Raw genomic sequence first — 18,449 nt, forward strand, 5'->3', positions numbered from 1 at the left:
GTATGACTGGGCTCTCCCTGCATATGAGCTATCAGGCCGAAACCGCAGTTATAATTGAATTCATCTGGTTGGTACAGACCTGCTTTCATAGACACTTTCTCACCAGGCTGCCTCTATTCGAGGCAAATTTCTTTTCAATTCAACCACTTGCGTTCCGCGCCGAACGTACGCCGGCTTAGCGGGGGCAAAAGGGTGGTCATTGTACACAGCGACACAGAGGCTCACAAATTTGACGACGAACTGTCGCAAATTCATGTCGCATTTGTGAAAGGTTTAAAGCGATCTGCTGTGCTAGTCAAAACTTTTTTAAATTCTGACCGCAACGACTCAAAGACTACTGTGACGCAGACACCACAAGGCACGCATCCTTTTCAGAAAGCGCGCACTCATGGAGATTTTGAGGTGCCGGGAGAGGCGGCCTGGGTAAGGCCGCCGAATCTTCAGCGAGTTGTTGCCAGTTCCTGTTGGACGCTGGCGACAGTGCGAGGCCAAGGTTTACCAGCCTGAACCTTCGCTGGCAAGGCCTTGATGGCAGAAACGGCCGCATCACGATTGGCAAAATTGCCATAGGTGATCACATACAGCGGCTTGCCGTTGAGGACTTTCTTGAAATAACGGTACTCACCGCCCTGCTCCTTGACGAAGTTCTGCGCGGCGGTTTCCGAGCTGGTGCCGAGGATCTGCACCACGTAGTTGCCGGTCGGCTGACCGGCGTACCAGCTGCCACCGGCGGCTTTGGCGACGGTGACCGGCTTGTCGGCAGGCTTGGTGGCGGTGGCCGGTTTGGCCGGTGCCGGTGCCGGTTTCGCGGCTGGCGCAGGCGTAGCCGGAGCAGGTTTGGCCGTGGCGATCTGCGTCGGTGCCGGGGTTGGCGCCGGCTTGGCGGCAGGGGTCGGAACCGGCGTCGGCGCGGGGCCGGCCGGAACGCCCGCAGGCGGCGCGGAGGTGGTCACGGTTGGCGGGGTATCGCTGGAGCCTTCCAGCGGCACACCGTCGTCGCCTTCGGTGATGCCACCGGCGGCTTCGGCCAGCGGGCCACGCATGACCGGCTGCGAGTTGCCGACCAACGGCAGCGGCATCGGCTGGGTGTTGCCGGCGAATTCGACGGACGGGTTGGCGCCATTCACTGCGCCCTGACCCAGTGGCAGTTGCGCCTGTTCATTGGCCGGAGCACCGGTGGTCGGTGCCTTGCTGCGACCCGGCATCAGCCAGGCGGCGGCAACCGCGACCACAACGACGGCGGAAATCGCCAATACGTGTTTCTTCGGCATGTTGAACCCCATACTTGGACGCTTGACCGCAGAGCGGCTGGCAATCATGACTTCGATCAGTGCATCGCGAGCGACCTGGTTGATGTTGCCAGGCCAGCCCTCGGAGCTTTCGTGAATATCAGAGATCTGATCTGCAGTGAAAAGTTCGACACCCCGCCCCGCGCCTTCCAGCCGCTGGTCGAGATATTCACGGGTCTCTTCTTCGGTGTAGGGCTGCAATTCGATGACGTGGAAACGCTCTTCTTCGAGCTGCAAAGCCTCAAGCTGGGCGATTAGCGACGACTCGCCGAACAGGAACACATGCGGGCGACCTTCCGGCGTGCCCGCGCCCAGCGCCATCAACGCTTCCAGCGCCGACTCGTCGAGCTGCTCGGCATCGTCCACCAGCAGATAGACTTCCTGCCCGGTCAGACCCAGTTGCACCACCTGCTCGAGAATCGCGCCGACCTCGGCCTGCGCGACATCCAGCGCCTGCGCCACCTGACGCAGCACGCCGGCCGCGTCACCGGCGCCACGGGCGGAAACCACTACGCTCTGCACCGATTGTTTGTTGGTGCTGGCCACCAGCGCCTGCCGCAGCAGGGTCTTGCCGCTGCCCTGCGGGCCGGTGACCACCAGCAGCAGCTGGCTGTAGCGCGCCAGATGATGCAGCTGACCCAGCACCGGTTTGCGCTGGGCCGGAAAGAATTTGAAGCCCGGCACCCGTGGCGCGAACGGGTCGTGACTTAACTGGAAATGGCCGAGAAACGCCTCGTCGGCATGCAAACTAGTCATCGGAATCGTTTTAACCTTTAAGCTGAGCCAGGGCGCGGTAATCCGCTCCCAGCGTGGCCTGTAGAACCTCTTTCGGATAATCGTCGGTCACTACCGCTTCGCCCATCCGGCGCAGCAGCACCAGGCGCAGACGACCGTCGATCACTTTTTTATCAATTGCCATGTGCTGGAGAAAATCGGCTTCGCTCATCTCTTCAGGCGGAACAACCGGCAGACCGGCACGCTGGAACAGACGAATGCCGCGGTCACGCTCCTGCTCGCTGATCCAGCCAAGGCGCGCGGACATTTCCAGCGCCATCACGGTACCCGCCGCCACCGCCTCGCCATGCAGCCAGACACCATAGCCCATGTGGGTTTCGATGGCGTGGCCGAAGGTGTGGCCGAGGTTGAGCGTGGCGCGTACGCCGGTTTCCTTTTCATCGGCGCCGACCACAGCAGCCTTTGCCGCGCAGGAACGCTCGATCGCATAGGTCAGCGCGCTCTGGTCCAACGCACGCAGGGCGTCGACGTTGTCTTCCAGCCACGTCAGGAACGGTTCGTCGCAGATCAGGCCATACTTGATGACCTCCGCCAGGCCCGCCGACAACTCGCGCTGTGGCAGGGTTTTCAGCGATGCGGTGTCGATCAGCACCACGTTCGGCTGATAGAACGCGCCGACCATGTTCTTGCCCAGCGGATGGTTGATGCCGGTCTTGCCGCCGACCGACGAATCGACCTGCGACAGCAGCGTGGTAGGTATCTGGATGAAATCGACACCGCGCTGATAGCAGGCGGCAGCGAAGCCGGCCATGTCGCCGATTACTCCGCCGCCCAAGGCGATCACGGTAGTGCGGCGGTCGTGACGGGCGGTCAGCAGGCCGTCGAAAATCAGCTGCAGGGTTTCCCAGTTCTTGAAGGCTTCGCCGTCGGGCAACACCACCGAGATCACCGAGTACTGCGTCAGGCTGCGGGTCAGACGTTCGAGATAGAGCGGCGCGACGGTTTCGTTGGAGATGATTGCTACCTGGCGCCCATGGATATGCGGCGCCAGCAGTTCCGGCTGATCCAACAGACCTTCGCCAATATGAATCGGGTAGCTGCGCTCGCCTAGATCGACCTTGAGTGTCTGCATGTGTCCCCACAGTGAAGATGGAAGCAGGCATCCTGCCCTGAAATTATTGGTGTTCTGCGGCCTGTAGCGGTATGACGCCGCTCGACCGGCATCCGCCACACCCTCGGCAAACGCTGACAGGACGCCGAGGATAGCGCATTTCTGGCGCTGCTTTAACGGGGTGGCAATTGCGCGAGGCGGTCGAGAATGTCGAGCACCACCATGCGTGGCGGCCGCTCGTCGGTTTCCACCACCAGATCGGCGATTTCCCGATAAAGGGGATCACGGATCTCGAGCAGGTCGCGCAAGGTTTTCGCCGGATCGGCAGTACGCAACAGCGGCCGATTGCGATCGCGGGAAGTGCGGCCGACCTGCTGTTCGACGGAGGCGTGCAGATACACCACGCGCCCGCCTTCATGCAGGGCCTTGCGATTGGCATCACGCATCACCGCGCCGCCGCCAGTCGCCAGCACCACGCCGTCGAATGCGCACAGCTCGGCGATCATCGCTTGCTCACGATCACGAAAGCCGGGCTCGCCTTCCTTGTCGAAGATCCATGGGATATTGGCACCCGTGCGCAGCTCAATTTCCTTGTCGGAATCCTTGAACGGCAGGCGCAGCTCTTTGGCCAGCAATCGGCCGATGGTGCTTTTGCCAGCACCCATCGGTCCTACAAGTATCAAATTTCGCACAGAATCAACGACTCACAGCAATCGCCTGGTTATTCATGATACGCGGAGTGAGAAATACCAGCAGCTCGGATTTTTTCTCCGAAACCACATCACGCCGGAAAAGGCGGCCAAGATACGGCACATCGCCAAGAAATGGCACCTTATCTACAACCTTGCTCTGAGTATTTGAAAAAACACCGCCGATAACGATGGTCTCGCCGTCATTGACCAGCACTTTCGCGTTGACCTCGTTTTTCTTGATCGGCGGTACATCCTGCACTTTGTTCAGGTAGTCCGGCTCGTCCTTGGTGACCTTGACCTCCATGATGATGCGGTTGTCCGGGGTGATTTGCGGGGTGACTTCCAGCGACAGTGAAGCCTCCTTGAACGACACCGAAGTCGCGCCGCTGGAGCTCGCTTCCTGATAGGGGATCTCGGTGCCCTTGAGGATCTTTGCGGTTTCCTTGTCCGAGGTAACCACCTTCGGCTGCGAAACGATTTCGCCGTTGCCGGTTTTCTCCATCGCTGTCAGCTCCAGATCCAGCAATACGTTGTCGGTGATGAAAGCGATGCCTATTCCCGAGGTATTGTTGACCGTGCCCATATCGACGAACGGCGAGTTGGTGCCGGTGCTGCCCGGCGTACCGATGGTACTCGACGATCCGTTGACCCCGGAGGCGTTCCAGTTGCCCTTGTTCTGCACCGAACCGCCCCAGCGCACGCCCAGACTCTTGTCGTAATCGACGTTGGCCTCAACGATGCGTGCCTCGATCATCACCTGGCGCACCGGAATATCCAGTTGCGCCACGATTCGCCGTAATTCGTCGAGGCGATCCTGGGGCTGGTAGGCAATGATGTTGTTGGTCCGCTCATCGACAGTAATCGAACCGCGCTCATCGGCTCTCGCCTCGGCACTGGTCACCGACTGGAACAGCTTGGCAATGTCTGCGGCCTTGGCGTAATTGACTTGCAGCAGCTCGCGACGCAATGGCGCCAGCTCGGCGATCTGTTTTTGCGACTCCAGTTCCTGGCGCTCGCGCGCGGCAATTTCGTCGGCCGGCGCGACCAGCAGCACGTTACCTATTTTGCGTTTATCCAGACCTTTGGTTTTCAGCACCAGATCCAGCGCCTGATCCCACGGCACGTTCTGCAAGCGCAAAGTGATGCCACCCTGCACCGTATCGCTTGCCACGAGGTTGAGGTTGGTGAAGTCAGCGATCAACTGCAGCACCGAGCGCACATCGATGTCCTGGAAATTCAGCGAGAGCTTGTCGCCGACATAGGCCTGACGGTCGGCGTTGCGCTTTTGCAGGTCGTCGACGCTCATCGGACGAACGCTCACGGTGAGCTTGTTGTCGGTCTGAAACGTGGAATAGTCGAAGGTGCCGCTGGGCTCGACGCTGATCACCGTGCGATCGCCGGTAACTGCTGCGTTGACGAACTGCACCGGGGTGGCGAAGTCCTTGACGTCGAGGCGCACGCGGAGTTTTTCCGGCAATTGCGTGCGAGCGAAGCTGAGGATGATCTTGCCGTCGTGCTCCTGAATATCCGGGGCGATGGTCGGATCTGAGAGGTCGATGACCACGTTGCCTTCACCCTCGGTACCGCGCTGGAAATCGACGCCGCGAATCGTCCGACTGCGCGGCAGCGAAGATCGGCTGGGAGCCGCAGCAGTGGTGGCAGCACGCGGCGCAACGGCGGCCGGGCGAGGGGCCGCGGCGGAGGCGCCCTGACCGATCACCACAAACAGATGATTGCCCTCGACTCGCGTGGTGTAGGGCGCCAACTGCGTCAGGCTGACAATCAGCCGCGTACGGTCCTTGGCTTCGGCTACCGTGGCCGTGCGCGCGTTGCCGCTGCCCAGATCAAGATTCCTGTTGACCAACTGGCTGGTCACGCCTGGCAGATCCAGCGCGATGCGCGCCGGTGATTCGGTTGTGTAGCCCTTGGGCTGTGGTGGCGGGCCGTCGAACGAGAGCTTCAGTTCGACGCGGTCACCCGGCAGCGCGGCAACATCCAGCGCTTTCAGATTGGCCGCCAGTACCATCGGTGACAGCAGCGCTATCCATAGCGAAAAACCGAGGGTGGAGAAAATCCTGTTCATTGTTCGACTTCCACTATGAGTGCTCTTTCAAAGGAATGGTGCGCGGCCGCTCCAGCCAGGCGCCGTCGCCGTCGGGCACAATCTCGACGACATCGACCTGGGTCGCGGTGATGGCGACGATGCGGCCATCGTTGCGCCCCAGGTAGTCGCCGACCTTGAGGCGATGCACCCCGCCCGCGCCGCGCAGCAGCGCAAACGAGCCCGAGGCATTGGCAATCGTGCCGACCATTTCGAATTGCTCGATATTGAACCCTTCAAGGTATTGCTTGACCCGGTTGGGGTCGGGTTTGACGTTGCGCGAGCCGTGCTTCTGCCCAGCCAGATCAACCCGTGCCTGGCGCGAAAATGGGCTGCGCAGGTTGGCGGCGCTGTAGGTGAATGTGGGGTAAGACCGAAATGTCGGCGTTGGTTCAATCTTGCCCGCTGGCCGCAGGCGCACTTCGTTGAGGTAGGCGTCGAGGTCGCTGAAGTCATCGCCGCCACCGCAGCCGCTCAACGCCAGCATCATCGGCAGGACCAGATAACGAATCGGGGTCATTTCTCCAACCCCTTGTCGTTGTAGCGATACGTCTTGGCGAGGATGCTCATGCGCAGCTTCGGCCCGCCTTCGGGATTGGCCGGCGCCAGTTCGAAATCATGCAGAGTGACAATCCGTGGCAGTCCGGCGACGCCGCTGACGAAAGTCGCAAGGTCATGATAGGCGCCGGTTACGGTGATCTGGATCGGCAGTTCGATGTAGAACGGCTGCGTAACTTCCGGCAGCAGCTTGATCTCCTCGAATTCCAGACCGCTGCCCAGACCGGTGCGGGTGATGTCTTCGAGCAAGCCCGGCACCTCGGTGTCGCTGGGCAACTGCCGCAGCAACACGCCGAAGGTGTCTTCCATTTGCTTCATTTGCTGGGTGTACAGCTCAAGATTCGCGGACAGCCGCGCCTTGCTGGCGAATTGTTCCTTGAGCGTGGTTTCCTCCTCGCGCTTGAGGTCGAGCTGATTTTCCATATCGCTGATAAAGAAGTAGTAACCAAGCGCGAGGATCAACACCATCACCAGCGCACCGCACAGGGTTTTCACCGCCGGCGGCCAGGAGCCGATGTTGCTGGTGTCGAGGTCGTTGAAATCGACATTGCGCAGGCTCTGCAGCCACTCGGAGGCGTTCATTGTTCGTCCTCCGCAACCTTGGGCTGGGTCTGACGAACGGTCAGCTGGAAGACATTGGCCTGTTCGATCTGATCGGCGCTGCTGGCCTTGACCTCATTCAGGCTCGGCGCGTCGAACCAGTCGGACGCGTCGAGGTTGCGCATCAGCTCGGAGACCCGGTTGTTCGACTCCGCCGCGCCACTGATGGACAGGGTCTTGCCGGCCATTTTCACATCAGTGAAATACACGCCGTCCGGCAAGGTACGCGCCAGTTGATCGAAGACTCGCCCACTGATTTGCCGGTTGCCCTGCAGGTCCTGGATGATGCGCATGCGTTCGACCAGTTGCTGGCGTCGCGCCTTCAGCTCACTGATCTGCTTGATGCGCTCATCGACCACAGCGATCTGTTTGCCGATGTAATCGTTGCGCGCCATCTGCCGCTCAATGGCCGCGCTGATGATCTGATCGGCAATCAGCACCGCGCCGATCGAGCCTGCGAGCACGCCGATCAGGATCAGCAGGAAGCGTTTGCGTCGTTCTTCGCGGCGCTCTTCGCGCCAGGGTAGAAGGTTGATCCGCGCCATCAGTCGAAACTCCTGAGCGCGAGCCCGCAGGCAATCATCAATGCCGGCGCGTCACTGGCCAGCGCACCGGCGTTGACCTTGCTGCCCAAGGCCATGTCGGCAAACGGGTTGGCCACCTGGGTCGGTGTGTTCAGGCGCTGCTCGATGAGACAATCCAGGCCAGGCACCGAGGCAGTACCGCCGGCCAGCAGGATATGGTCGACCGCGTTGTACTGGCCGGAGGCGAAGAAAAACTGCAGTGAACGTGAAACCTGCTGCACCAGCGCTTCACGAAATGGCTGCAGGACTTCACTCACGTAATCGTCAGGCAAGCCGCCCTGCTTCTTCGTCAGGCCTGCCTGTTCGACAGTGAGGCCATAGCGGCGCTGGATCTCTTCGGTAAGCTGGCGTCCACCGAATAATTGCTCGCGGGTGTAGATGATCTTGCCGTTGTGCAGGACGCTGAGGGTGGTCATGGTGGCGCCGATGTCGACGACCGCTACGGTCAGGCGCTCCTGAGACGCCGCCAGATGCGTCGCGAGCAGGCCGAACGAACGCTCCAGCGCGTAGGCCTCGACATCCACCACCCGCGCGGTCAGGCCGGCGAGCGCCAGCGCCGCTTCACGCACTTCGACGTTTTCCTTGCGACAGGCGGCGAGCAGTACGCTGACTCGTTCGGGATTGCGCGGCGAGACGCCCTGGACTTCAAAGTCGATGGCGACTTCGTCCAATGGATAGGGGATGTATTGGTCGGCCTCGATCTTGAGCTGGTTTTCCAGTTCATCGTCGGACAGCCCGGCGTCCATTTCGATGATCTTGGTGATCACCGCCGAACCGGCCACCGCCACCGCCACGCTCTTGACCCCGGTGCGCGCCTTGACCAGCACCCGGCTCAGCGCCTGGCCGACGCCTTCGAGTTCAGCGATGTTCTTTTCGACCACGGCGTTCGCCGGCAACGGCTCTACCGCGTAGGCCTCGACCCGGAAACGCTCGCCCTGACGGCTCAGTTCCAGCAGCTTCACCGACGTGGAGCTGATGTCGATCCCCAGTAACGCATTGGTCTTTTTATTGAAGAGTCCCAGCACTACCAATTCCCTATGACTTTCCGTGAGTTACGGACTCTGTAATACGCATTGCGTTCCTTGACCCCCACCTTGACAGAAGCGCCAATGACGCCCCCGACGGAAAAGTGCTTATAATGCCCAGCGATTTTTTCCGCTTTTTACTGCCCGCGCGGATGGCTCTGTGTGTAACCGCAGCCCCGTGCCAAATTCATTCTTTGCTCTGGATGTCCAAAAGCCTTGATTCGTCTGCTGAAATTTTTCGGTTGGTCCATCGTCGCCGTTTTCTGCGGACTGCTCTTAGGTCTCAGCGGCGCCTTTCTTTACCTTAGTCCGGGTTTGCCGTCTGTGGAGGCGCTGAGAAGCATTCAGTTGCAGATTCCTCTGCGCGTCTACAGCAGCGACGACAAGTTGATCGCAGAATTTGGCGAAATGCGCCGCACACCGATCCGTTTCGCCGACGTTCCCCCCAACTTCATTAATGCGTTACTCAGTGCTGAGGACGACAATTTTGCCAACCACTATGGTGTCGACCCGAGCAGCCTGATGCGCGCGGCGACCCAATTGGTCAAGAGCGGACACATTCAGTCCGGCGGCAGCACGATCACCATGCAGGTGGCGAAGAATTTCTTCCTCACCAGCGAGCGCAGCTTCTCGCGTAAAACCACGGAAATTCTCCTCGCCCTGCAGATCGAACGGCAGCTGACCAAGGACGAGATCCTGGAGCTGTACGTCAACAAGATCTATCTGGGCAACCGCGCCTACGGCATCGAGGCGGCGGCGCAGGTGTATTACGGCAAATCGATTCGCGACGTCAGCCTGGCGCAGATGGCGATGATCGCTGGCCTGCCGAAAGCACCGTCGCGCTTCAATCCGCTGGCCAACCCGGCGCGCAGTAAAGAACGCCGCGACTGGATCCTCGGGCGCATGTACAAGCTGGGCAAGATCAGCGAAGCCGACTACACCGCGGCGGTCAACGAGCCGCTGAACGCCAGCTACCACGTGCCGACGCCGGAAGTGAACGCACCGTACATCGCCGAAATGGCCCGTGCGGAAATGGTCGGCCGTTATGGCAGCGACGCCTATACCGAAGGTTTCCGGGTCGTCACCACGGTGCCGAGTAACCTGCAGGAAATGGCCAATACCGCGCTGCACGAAGGCTTGATGACCTACGACCAGCGCCACGGCTACCGTGGCCCCGAGTCGCGCCTGCCAGGCAAGACGCGCGAAGCCTGGGCCAGCGAACTGACCAAACAGCGCACCATCAGCAGCCTCGAACCTGCGATCGTCACCCAGGTCGACAAAACCGGCCTGCAGGTTCTGACCCGCACCGGCGAAGAACATGTCGCCTGGGACACGATGAAATGGGCGCGGCCGTTCCTCAACACCAACAGCATGGGCGCCAATCCGCGTCAGCCTTCGGATGTCGCCCAGGTCGGTGATCTCATCCGCGTACAGCGGCAGAAAGACAACTCGCTGAAATTCAGCCAGATCCCGCAGGCGCAGGGAGCGCTGGTGTCGCTGGATCCACAGAACGGCGCGATCCGTTCGCTGGTCGGCGGTTTCGCCTTCGAGCAGAGCAACTACAACCGCGCCATGCAGGCCAAGCGTCAGCCAGGTTCGAGCTTCAAGCCATTCGTTTACAGCGCCGCTCTGGATAACGGCTACACCGCCGCCACCCTGGTCAACGATGCGCCGATCGTGTTCGTCGACGAGTACCTGGACAAGGTCTGGCGACCGAAGAACGACACCAATACCTTCCTCGGCCCGATCCGCCTGCGTGAAGCGCTGTACAAGTCGCGCAACCTGGTGTCGATCCGCTTGCTGCAGGCCATGGGCGTAGGCAAGACCATTGACTACATCACCCGTTTTGGCTTCAACAAGCAGGACCTGCCGCCGAATCTGTCGCTGGCACTGGGCACCGCGACGTTGACGCCGATGGAAATCGCCACTGGCTGGAGCACCTTTGCCAACGGCGGCTACAAAATCACTCCGTACATCATCGACAAGATCGAAAGTCGCAACGGTGACACGCTGTTTGTCGCTAATCCGCCGACGGTGCCACAGGGCGGTTCAGCGACCGACGGCATCGCCGCGCCGGCCACCGAGTCGTTCACGGTCAATGCCGCTCCGGCTGGCGGCGAAGCAGCGGGCAACCCGGCAGTGCCACAGGCGCCAGCCGTGGCCGAGCGGATTGTCGATGGGCGCACCACCTATATCCTCAACAGCATGCTGCAGGACGTGATCAAGCTCGGTACCGGCCGTCGCGCACTGGCCATGGGCCGCAGTGACATCGCCGGCAAGACCGGTACCACCAACGAATCGAAAGATGCCTGGTTCTCCGGCTACAACGCCGACTACGTGACCACGGTGTGGACCGGTTTCGACCAACCGGAAAGCCTCGGCCGTCGCGAGTTCGGCGGCACTGTGGCGCTGCCGATCTGGATGAATTACATGTCGGCGGCACTGAAGGACAAACCGCCGCACGTGCAGCCAGAGCCGGAAGGCATCCTCAGCCTGCGCGTCGACCCGGTCAGTGGCCGTGCAGCGTCGCCGAGCACCCCGGGCGCGTACTTCGAGCTGTTCAAGGCTGAAGACACCCCGCCGTCGGTGAATGAGCTGGGCAACGGCGTCGTACCGGGCAGCCCGCTGCCGGCGGATGAACAGGCGCCGATCGATCTGTTCTGATCCGGCAGCCATTGAAAAGCCCCGCCTTCGTGAGAAGTGCGGGGCTTTTTATTGCCCTGCGCGAGCAAGCTCAACAGATCGCAGCCTTCGGCTGCTCCTGCATTGCTCTGCCCAACAAAAAGCCCCGACTCTCACGAGCCGGGGCTTTCGTTTGAAGCGCTACAACAACTTAGCCGTTGAACACGTCATCCACGCTTTTGAGCGGGTAGTTCTTCGGATACGGCAGGGTTGCCACGCCAGTCTCGATCGCCGCTTTGGCCACAGCGTCGGAGATCAGGGTGATCAGGCGCTTGTCCATTGGCTTGGGAATGATGTACTCACGACCGAATTCCAGCGGAGCACCACCGTAGGCATCGCAGACGTCCTGTGGCACCGGCAGTTTGGCCAGTTCACGCAGGGCATTGGCTGCGGCGACTTTCATTTCTTCGTTGATGCGCTTGGCGCGAACGTCCAGGGCACCGCGGAAGATGAACGGGAAGCCCAGCACGTTGTTGACCTGGTTCGGGTAGTCCGAACGACCGGTGGCCATGATCACGTCGCTACGGGTGGCGTGGGCCAGTTCCGGAGAGATTTCCGGATCCGGGTTGGAGCAGGCGAACACGATCGGGTTGGCCGCCATCGACAGCAAGCCTTCAGCGCTCAGCAGGTTCGGGCCGGACAGACCGACGAACACGTCAGCGCCTGCCAGTGCGTCAGCCAGGCTGCGCTTCTCGGTGGCGTGGGCGAACACCGCTTTGTACTGGTTCAGGTCGTCACGGCCGGAGTGGATCACGCCGGTACGGTCAACCATGAAGATGTTTTCGATGCGAGCGCCCATGCTCACCAGCAATTTCATGCAGGAGATCGCGGCAGCACCGGCGCCGAGGCAGACGATTTTCGCTTCCGGCAGGGTTTTGCCAGCGATTTCCAAGGCGTTGATCATGCCGGCTGCGGTAACGATCGCCGTGCCGTGCTGGTCATCGTGGAACACCGGAATGTCGCACTGCTCGATCAGAGCGCGTTCGATTTCAAAGCACTCTGGCGCCTTGATGTCTTCCAGGTTGATGCCACCGAAGGTGATGGAGATGCGCTTGACGGTGTCGATGAAGGCTTGCGGGCTTTCCGAGTCGACTTCGATGTCGAACACGTCGATGCCGGCGAAGCGCTTGAACAGCACGCCTTTGCCTTCCATTACAGGCTTGGAAGCCAACGGGCCGAGGTTGCCCAGGCCGAGAATCGCGGTGCCATCGGAAATGACTGCCACCAGGTTGCCCTTGCCGGTGTATTTGTAGGCCAGTTCAGGATCGCGAGCGATCTCGCGCACTGGTTCAGCTACGCCGGGGCTGTAGGCCAGCGACAGGTCGCGGGCGGTAGCAGTGGCCTTGGTGAGCTCGACACTCAGCTTCCCCGGACGAGGATTGGCGTGATATTCGAGAGCGGCAGTTTTCAGATCAGACATTTTGGCATTCCGCTTTTTTACTGTTGGACAGACTGGTCAGCGAGGATACGCGCCTCGCAAAGTCCCCACAAGACTGGGCAGTCACCGCTGTCAAGCGCCCTGCCCTACGACTTTGGGCCAAGAGCCACGGCGCACAAGGGCTGGACTGTTCACAATCAATCGCAAAAATGTCTACAATTTTTTCCTCAGCGCGGCACGTGCAGCATCGAAGGATGGGTCAATGGCAGCAACCAGCGCCGCTGACCCTTTGGCAAGCCACCACGCTGGGATCGATCTATTACCCAGCCGCGCGCCTCGATCTGCTTGCCGTTCAGCGCCTGCAAGCGGGCGCTGTCGAATTGTCCGAGCAGATTGGGTGCAACCCGCAATACAAGGCTGCCTTGCAACTCGATCCAGATTCCGCCGCGATTGCGCTGCACCTTGCTCACCCGACCACTGACTATGGCGAAACCCGAGCGCTGGATGTGCTGTGCTTTGACTACCGGCGATTGCCGCCAGAGGCCAAGCCCGGCCTGGCGTGCACTGCGTTCGGCGGCCTGTTGGCAGGCGACCAGATCGACATTCGGCGCCACGGCGACCTGAAAACCCAGGCCAGCGGCAAGCATCTGCGCTTGGAGATTGAAGCCACTGGCGCTGTAAATCTGCGCCAGCGTACGGCCGTAATGGTCTTTCGCCTGCTTGCCCAGTCGCAGACCGACGCGGCCGCCACTGTCATCGACCAGCGCCTGCAGGTGTTTGCGCGCCGCGACGGCGAACGGCTCGTCGCCGCGACCCTGCTTGCCCAGTTCCGGCGTATTGAGGCCGATCATGCGTACATTGCGGCCATCGGTCAGGCGCAGGGTGTCGCCATCCACCACCCGCTGCACGCTGACGCTGGTCAGCCCTGCGGCTGTCGGGCAGAACGCCTGGGCGGCGGACAGCCAAATCGCAGACACAAAAAAGGCGCCCGCAAGGGACGCCTTTTTCATCAGTCTGGAGAAGTCGAGACGACCTTCCAAAATGATCAGCCTCAGGCTTTTTTGCCGACGCCGAAAGTAGCGAAACGGTCTGCGAACTTCTGCACACGGCCGCCGGTGTCCAGAGTCTTCTGCTTACCGGTGTAGAACGGGTGGCATTCGTTGCAAACGTCGATCGCCATGGCTTTGCCGTAGGTCGAACGAGTTTCGAACTTGTTACCGCAGCTGCAGGTAACAGCAATTTCCGGGTAGTTCGGATGGATATCGGCTTTCATGGTGTCTTCCTCAGGCTAGCGTGCCGCCACCCAACACTATTGTTGAATACCGCACGTAATTAGGCCGCGGATTCTACCAGACCTTTTCAATCGCGCAAGCTGTCACCGAGACCGACCGTCTGCTAGGCTCCCGGCCTTGCATGCATGTCCCTGCGGTAGCGAGCAAGCTCTCTACCGCATTCGATCTGCGCTCGGCCTTATTCCCTGTTTTATAGAGATCCCCCCGCGTGCCCGACGCCATTTTGCGCCTCGCCCTGCCTTCGCCTCTGCGCCGCCTGTTCGATTATCGGGCGCCAGCCGGGGTGCGGCGTGAGCAATTGCAGCCGGGCATGCGCTTGCGGGTGCCGTTCGGCCGGCGCGAGATGATCGGCATTCTCGTCGAGGTCACCGACACCAGTGAAGTGCCGGCGGAAAAACTCAAACCGGCGCTGGCCCTGCTCGACGCGACTTCACCGCTGCCGCCGGCGCTGTTCAAGCTGTGCCTGTGGACCGCGCAGTATTACCAGCACAGCCTCGGCGACACCTTGAACTGGGCCTTGCCGGTGCTACTGCGTCAGGGCGAGCTGGCCGAGGCCCGCCAGGAGCGGTTCTGGTCGATTGCCCCCGGCGCCAGCGTCGACGACCCGCGGGTCGCCCGTGCGCCACGCCAGCGCGAGGCGCTGACCACGCTGGCTCAACATCCGCACGGTGTGGCGCACCAGTTGCTGAGCAAACTGATGCTGAGCAAGGACAGCCTCGATCTGCTGCTGGCCAAAGGGCTGGTGCAAGTCGAAATCCGCCGCCACGCCCCCGGCGCCCGCCATGAACACTGGCTGGCGCAACCGGAGCTGCCGCTCAACAGTGAACAGCGCGCGGCGTATGAAGCGATTCGCGCCGGCTTCGACAGCTATCACGCCTTTCTCCTCGCTGGCGTCACCGGCAGCGGCAAGACCGAAGTCTATCTGCAACTGATCCGCGAGTCCCTCGAAGCCGGCAAGCAAGCCTTGGTGCTGATCCCGGAGATCAACCTCGGCCCGCAAACCCTGGCGCGCTTCGAACAGCGCTTCAACGCGCGGATCGCCCTGCTGCACTCGGCCGTCAATGATCGCGAACGCCTGGAAGCCTGGCTCGCCGCCCGTGATGGCGAGGCCGACATTATTATCGGCACCCGCTCGGCGCTGTTCACGCCGATGAAAAATCCCGGGCTGATCATCATCGATGAAGAGCACGACGGCTCTTATAAACAGCAGGAAGGCTTGCGCTACCACGCCCGCGATCTGGCGCTGGTGCGCGCGCGGCAGGAAAACATCCCGATCGTGCTCGGTTCCGCCACACCGTCGCTGGAGAGCCTGCACAACGCCTACACCGGGCGCTACGGCCTGCTGCGCTTGAACGAGCGCGCCGGCGGCGCCAAACAACCGCGCTTTTTGCGCCTGGACGTGAAAAGCCGGCCGCTCGACAGCGGCATTTCCGGGCCGATGCAGCAAGCGATCGGCCAGACCCTCGCCAGCGGCCAGCAGGTGCTGGTGTTCCTCAACCGGCGCGGCTTTGCCCCGACCCTGCTCTGCCATGATTGCGGCTGGATGTCGGAGTGCTCGCGTTGCGATGCGCGCATGACCGTGCACCAGCGTTACGGTGAATTGCGCTGCCACCATTGCGGCAACGTCGAGCGCACGCCGCGCCAGTGTCCGAAGTGCAGCAAGGTCGATCTGCGTCCGGTGGGCGCTGGTACCGAACGCGCTGAGGAGCGTCTGGCGATTCTGTTCCCGGATTACCCGGTACTGCGCGTCGATCGCGACAGCACCTCGCGCAAGGACGCGATGAACCAGCTGTTCGCGACGATCCAGAAAGGCCAACCGTGCATCCTGGTCGGGACGCAGATGTTGGCCAAAGGGCACCATTTCCCACGGGTGACACTGGTGTCGATTCTGGATGCCGATGGCGGCCTGTTCTCCGGCGACTTCCGCGCCAGCGAGCGCATGGCGCAGTTGATCGTGCAGGTCGCCGGGCGTGCCGGGCGGGCTGAGGAACCGGGCAAGGTGATCATCCAGACACACCTCGCCGACCATCCTTTATTGGTGCAACTGACCGAGCAAGGTTATTTCGCCTTCGCCGAGCAGGCCTTGAGCGAACGCCGCGCGGCCGGTTTGCCGCCGTTCGCGCATCTGGCGCTGTTGCGCGCCGAAGCGCACAAGCCGGGGCAAGCCGAAGGCTTTCTCGATGAAGCGTGCAGCGAGGCCGAACGCCTGCTGGCCGAATTGAATCTGAACGGCATCGAGTTGCTCGGGCCGGTGCCGGCGCCGATGGAGCGCCGTGCCGGGCGTTATCGCGCACAGCTGTTGTTGCAGGCGACCGCGCGGGCGCCGTTGCACCGCTTGCTGGCCAGCTGGATGCTGGTGCTGGAGCAGATGCCGAGCGGGCGGGCGGTGCGCTGGTCGCTGGATGTTGATCCCGTCGATTTGTATTGAAGCGCTGAAAGATCCAAAGATCGGCCGAACGCGGCCCGAGCCTTCGGCAGCTCCTACAGGAAAATGCCGATTCATGTGTAGGAGCCGCCGAAGGCGGCGATCTTTTGACTCTGATGTCACCACATATCCACATCGTGCCTGCTAAGGTTGGCAAGCCCGTCTTCGCAACGGATAATGCCCAGTTTTTCCACCCGCGCATCGATGCGCCCGCCGCGCTTGCGGTCGAAAGAGAAGACCATGAAAGACACCATTCGCCAGCTGATCCAGCAAGCCCTCACCCAACTCGTCAACGAAGGTGTGTTGCCTGAAGGCCTGACGCCGGCGATCCAGGTGGAGAACGCCCGCGACAAGACCCACGGCGACTTCGCCAGTAACATCGCCATGATGCTGGCCAAGCCTGCCGGCATGAAACCACGCGATCTGGCAGAAAAAATCATCGCCGCACTGCCCGCTGACGAAAACGTCACCAAGGCCGAAATCGCCGGCCCGGGCTTCATCAATTTCTTCCAGAACACCCAGGCCCTGGCCTCGCGCCTCGACGCCGCGCTGGCCGACGCCCATGTCGGCGTGCGCAAGGCCGGCCCGGCGCAGCGCACCGTGGTCGATCTGTCGGCGCCGAACCTGGCCAAAGAGATGCACGTCGGCCACTTGCGCTCGACCATCATCGGCGACGGCGTGGCCCGGGTGCTTGAGTTCCTCGGCGACGACGTGATCCGCCAGAACCACGTCGGCGACTGGGGCACCCAGTTCGGCATGCTGATGGCGTACCTGCAGGAAAACCCCATCACCAGCGACGAGCTGTCCGATCTGGAAAACTTCTACCGCGCGGCCAAGCAGCGTTTCGACGAGTCCGAAGAATTCGCCGACCGCGCCCGTGGCCTGGTGGTCAAGTTGCAGGCCGGCGACGCTGAATGCCTGGCGCTGTGGACCAAATTCAAAGACATCTCGCTGTCGCACTGCCAGAAGATCTACGAACTGCTCAACGTCAAACTGACCATGGCCGACGTGATGGGCGAAAGCGCCTACAACGATGACTTGATCAATGTGGTCAACGACCTGAAAGCGGCGGGCATGCTGGTCGAGAGCAACGGCGCCCAGTGCGTGTTCCTCGACGAGTTCAAGAACGCCGATGGCGACCCGCTGCCGGTGATCATCGTCAAGGCTGACGGCGGTTACCTGTACGCCACCACCGACCTCGCTGCCGTGCGCTACCGCAGTGGCAAGCTGAAAGCTGATCGTGCGCTGTACTTTGTCGACCAGCGTCAGGCCCTGCACTTCCAGCAAGTCTTCGCCGTGGCGCGCAAAGCCGGTTTCGTCACCCATCCGATGGAAATGGAACACATGGGTTTCGGCACCATGAACGGCGCCGATGGCCGTCCGTTCAAGACCCGTGATGGCGGCACCGTGAAGCTGATCGATCTGCTCACCGAAGCGCAGGAACGTGCCTACAACCTGGTCAAAGAGAAGAACCCGACGCTTGCCGAAGACGAGTTGCGCAACATCGCCAAGGTCGTCGGTATCGGCGCGGTGAAATACGCCGACCTGTCCAAGCATCGCACCAGCGACTACAGCTTCAACTTCGACCTGATGCTCAATTTCGAAGGCAACACCGCGCCATACCTGCTGTACGCCTACACCCGCGTGGCCGGGGTATTCCGCAAACTGGGCAAGGACTTCAGCGAAGTCGACGGCCAGATCGTCCTCGAAGCGGCGCACGAGCAAGAGCTGGCGGCGAAGCTGGCGCAGTTCGGTGAAGTGCTGAACAACGTGGCTGAAAAAGGCACGCCGCACATTCTTTGCACCTACCTGTACGACGTCGCAGGCCTGTTCTCCAGCTTCTACGAGAACTGTCCGATCCTCGCTGCCGACACCCCGGCGCAGATGCAGAGCCGTCTGCGTCTGGCCGCACTGACCGGTCGCACCCTCAAGCAAGGCCTGGAGCTGTTGGGTCTGGAAACTCTGGAGCGTATGTAA

The 18,449-nt window shown here is 61.4% G+C and carries 16 protein-coding genes; 3 read left to right on the top strand and 13 right to left on the bottom strand.

Annotation, left to right across the window (positions count from 1 at the left end):
- The 9 genes from ACIGDJ_RS09985 to ACIGDJ_RS10025 all read right to left on the bottom strand — a co-directional run.
- On the bottom strand, positions 1-89 hold an 89-nt coding region (locus ACIGDJ_RS09985; RefSeq protein ID WP_397504549.1), incomplete at its 3' end, for a hypothetical protein.
- Positions 90-440: 351 nt separating this feature from the next.
- Positions 441-2,045 (bottom strand): AAA family ATPase, encoded by a 1,605-nt coding sequence (locus ACIGDJ_RS09990; RefSeq protein ID WP_101156613.1) that lies wholly within the window; start codon positions 2,043-2,045, stop codon positions 441-443.
- 10 nt (positions 2,046-2,055) lie between these two features.
- Positions 2,056-3,156 carry a 3-dehydroquinate synthase gene (aroB, locus tag ACIGDJ_RS09995; RefSeq protein ID WP_397479479.1) on the bottom strand — a complete coding sequence of 367 codons (1,101 nt, stop codon included), beginning with the start codon at positions 3,154-3,156 and terminating at the stop codon, positions 2,056-2,058.
- A gap of 152 nt (positions 3,157-3,308) precedes the next feature.
- Complete coding sequence (aroK, locus tag ACIGDJ_RS10000) at positions 3,309-3,827, bottom strand: shikimate kinase AroK (RefSeq protein WP_024011270.1); 519 nt, start codon at positions 3,825-3,827, stop codon at positions 3,309-3,311.
- Between the two features lie 4 nt (positions 3,828-3,831).
- Positions 3,832-5,910 carry a type IV pilus secretin PilQ gene (gene pilQ / locus ACIGDJ_RS10005; RefSeq protein WP_312997836.1) on the bottom strand — a complete coding sequence of 693 codons (2,079 nt, stop codon included), beginning with the start codon at positions 5,908-5,910 and terminating at the stop codon, positions 3,832-3,834.
- A 13-nt stretch (positions 5,911-5,923) separates the two neighbouring features.
- Complete coding sequence (locus tag ACIGDJ_RS10010; RefSeq protein ID WP_101156621.1) at positions 5,924-6,448, bottom strand: pilus assembly protein PilP; 525 nt, start codon at positions 6,446-6,448, stop codon at positions 5,924-5,926.
- Positions 6,445-7,068 (bottom strand): type 4a pilus biogenesis protein PilO, encoded by a 624-nt coding sequence (gene pilO, locus ACIGDJ_RS10015; RefSeq protein WP_397479478.1) that lies wholly within the window; start codon positions 7,066-7,068, stop codon positions 6,445-6,447. Before pilO ends, ACIGDJ_RS10010 begins: the two co-directional genes overlap by 4 nt.
- A complete protein-coding gene (locus ACIGDJ_RS10020) occupies positions 7,065-7,631 on the bottom strand; it encodes a PilN domain-containing protein (RefSeq protein ID WP_101156627.1) in 567 nt (188 codons plus the stop codon). Before ACIGDJ_RS10020 ends, pilO begins: the two co-directional genes overlap by 4 nt.
- Positions 7,631-8,695: a pilus assembly protein PilM gene (locus tag ACIGDJ_RS10025; RefSeq protein WP_397479477.1), complete on the bottom strand. Its 1,065-nt coding sequence runs from the start codon at positions 8,693-8,695 to the stop codon at positions 7,631-7,633. The genes ACIGDJ_RS10020 and ACIGDJ_RS10025 overlap by 1 nt, the downstream gene beginning before the upstream one ends.
- 219 nt (positions 8,696-8,914) lie before the next feature.
- Between ACIGDJ_RS10025 and ACIGDJ_RS10030 the strand changes: the two genes are divergently transcribed.
- Positions 8,915-11,359, top strand: coding sequence for a penicillin-binding protein 1A (locus ACIGDJ_RS10030; RefSeq protein ID WP_397479482.1), 2,445 nt, complete (start codon positions 8,915-8,917; stop codon positions 11,357-11,359).
- 169 nt (positions 11,360-11,528) lie between these two features.
- Here the strand turns inward: ACIGDJ_RS10030 and ACIGDJ_RS10035 are convergent, their stop codons facing one another.
- The 3 genes from ACIGDJ_RS10035 to rpmE form a co-directional block, all read right to left on the bottom strand.
- Complete coding sequence (locus ACIGDJ_RS10035) at positions 11,529-12,797, bottom strand: malic enzyme-like NAD(P)-binding protein (protein ID WP_090280412.1); 1,269 nt, start codon at positions 12,795-12,797, stop codon at positions 11,529-11,531.
- 185 nt (positions 12,798-12,982) lie between these two features.
- Positions 12,983-13,765 carry a thermonuclease family protein gene (locus ACIGDJ_RS10040; protein WP_397479481.1) on the bottom strand — a complete coding sequence of 261 codons (783 nt, stop codon included), beginning with the start codon at positions 13,763-13,765 and terminating at the stop codon, positions 12,983-12,985.
- A 41-nt stretch (positions 13,766-13,806) separates the two neighbouring features.
- Positions 13,807-14,028 (bottom strand): 50S ribosomal protein L31, encoded by a 222-nt coding sequence (gene rpmE / locus ACIGDJ_RS10045; protein WP_101156639.1) that lies wholly within the window; start codon positions 14,026-14,028, stop codon positions 13,807-13,809.
- Between the two features lie 227 nt (positions 14,029-14,255).
- Between rpmE and ACIGDJ_RS10050 the strand changes: the two genes are divergently transcribed.
- Positions 14,256-16,475, top strand: a complete 2,220-nt coding sequence (locus ACIGDJ_RS10050) for a primosomal protein N' (protein WP_312997854.1) — start codon at positions 14,256-14,258, stop codon at positions 16,473-16,475.
- 116 nt (positions 16,476-16,591) lie between these two features.
- On the opposite strand, the gene ACIGDJ_RS10055 is transcribed toward ACIGDJ_RS10050, so the two are convergent.
- Positions 16,592-16,714 carry a hypothetical protein gene (locus ACIGDJ_RS10055; RefSeq protein ID WP_256589691.1) on the bottom strand — a complete coding sequence of 41 codons (123 nt, stop codon included), beginning with the start codon at positions 16,712-16,714 and terminating at the stop codon, positions 16,592-16,594.
- Here ACIGDJ_RS10055 and argS point away from each other — a divergent pair.
- Positions 16,713-18,449, top strand: coding sequence for an arginine--tRNA ligase (argS, locus tag ACIGDJ_RS10060; protein WP_101156643.1), 1,737 nt, complete (start codon positions 16,713-16,715; stop codon positions 18,447-18,449). The genes ACIGDJ_RS10055 and argS overlap by 2 nt on opposite strands.

It is taken from the genome of Pseudomonas sp. NPDC079367, from assembly GCF_044542195.1.
Taxonomy (GTDB): domain Bacteria; phylum Pseudomonadota; class Gammaproteobacteria; order Pseudomonadales; family Pseudomonadaceae; genus Aquipseudomonas.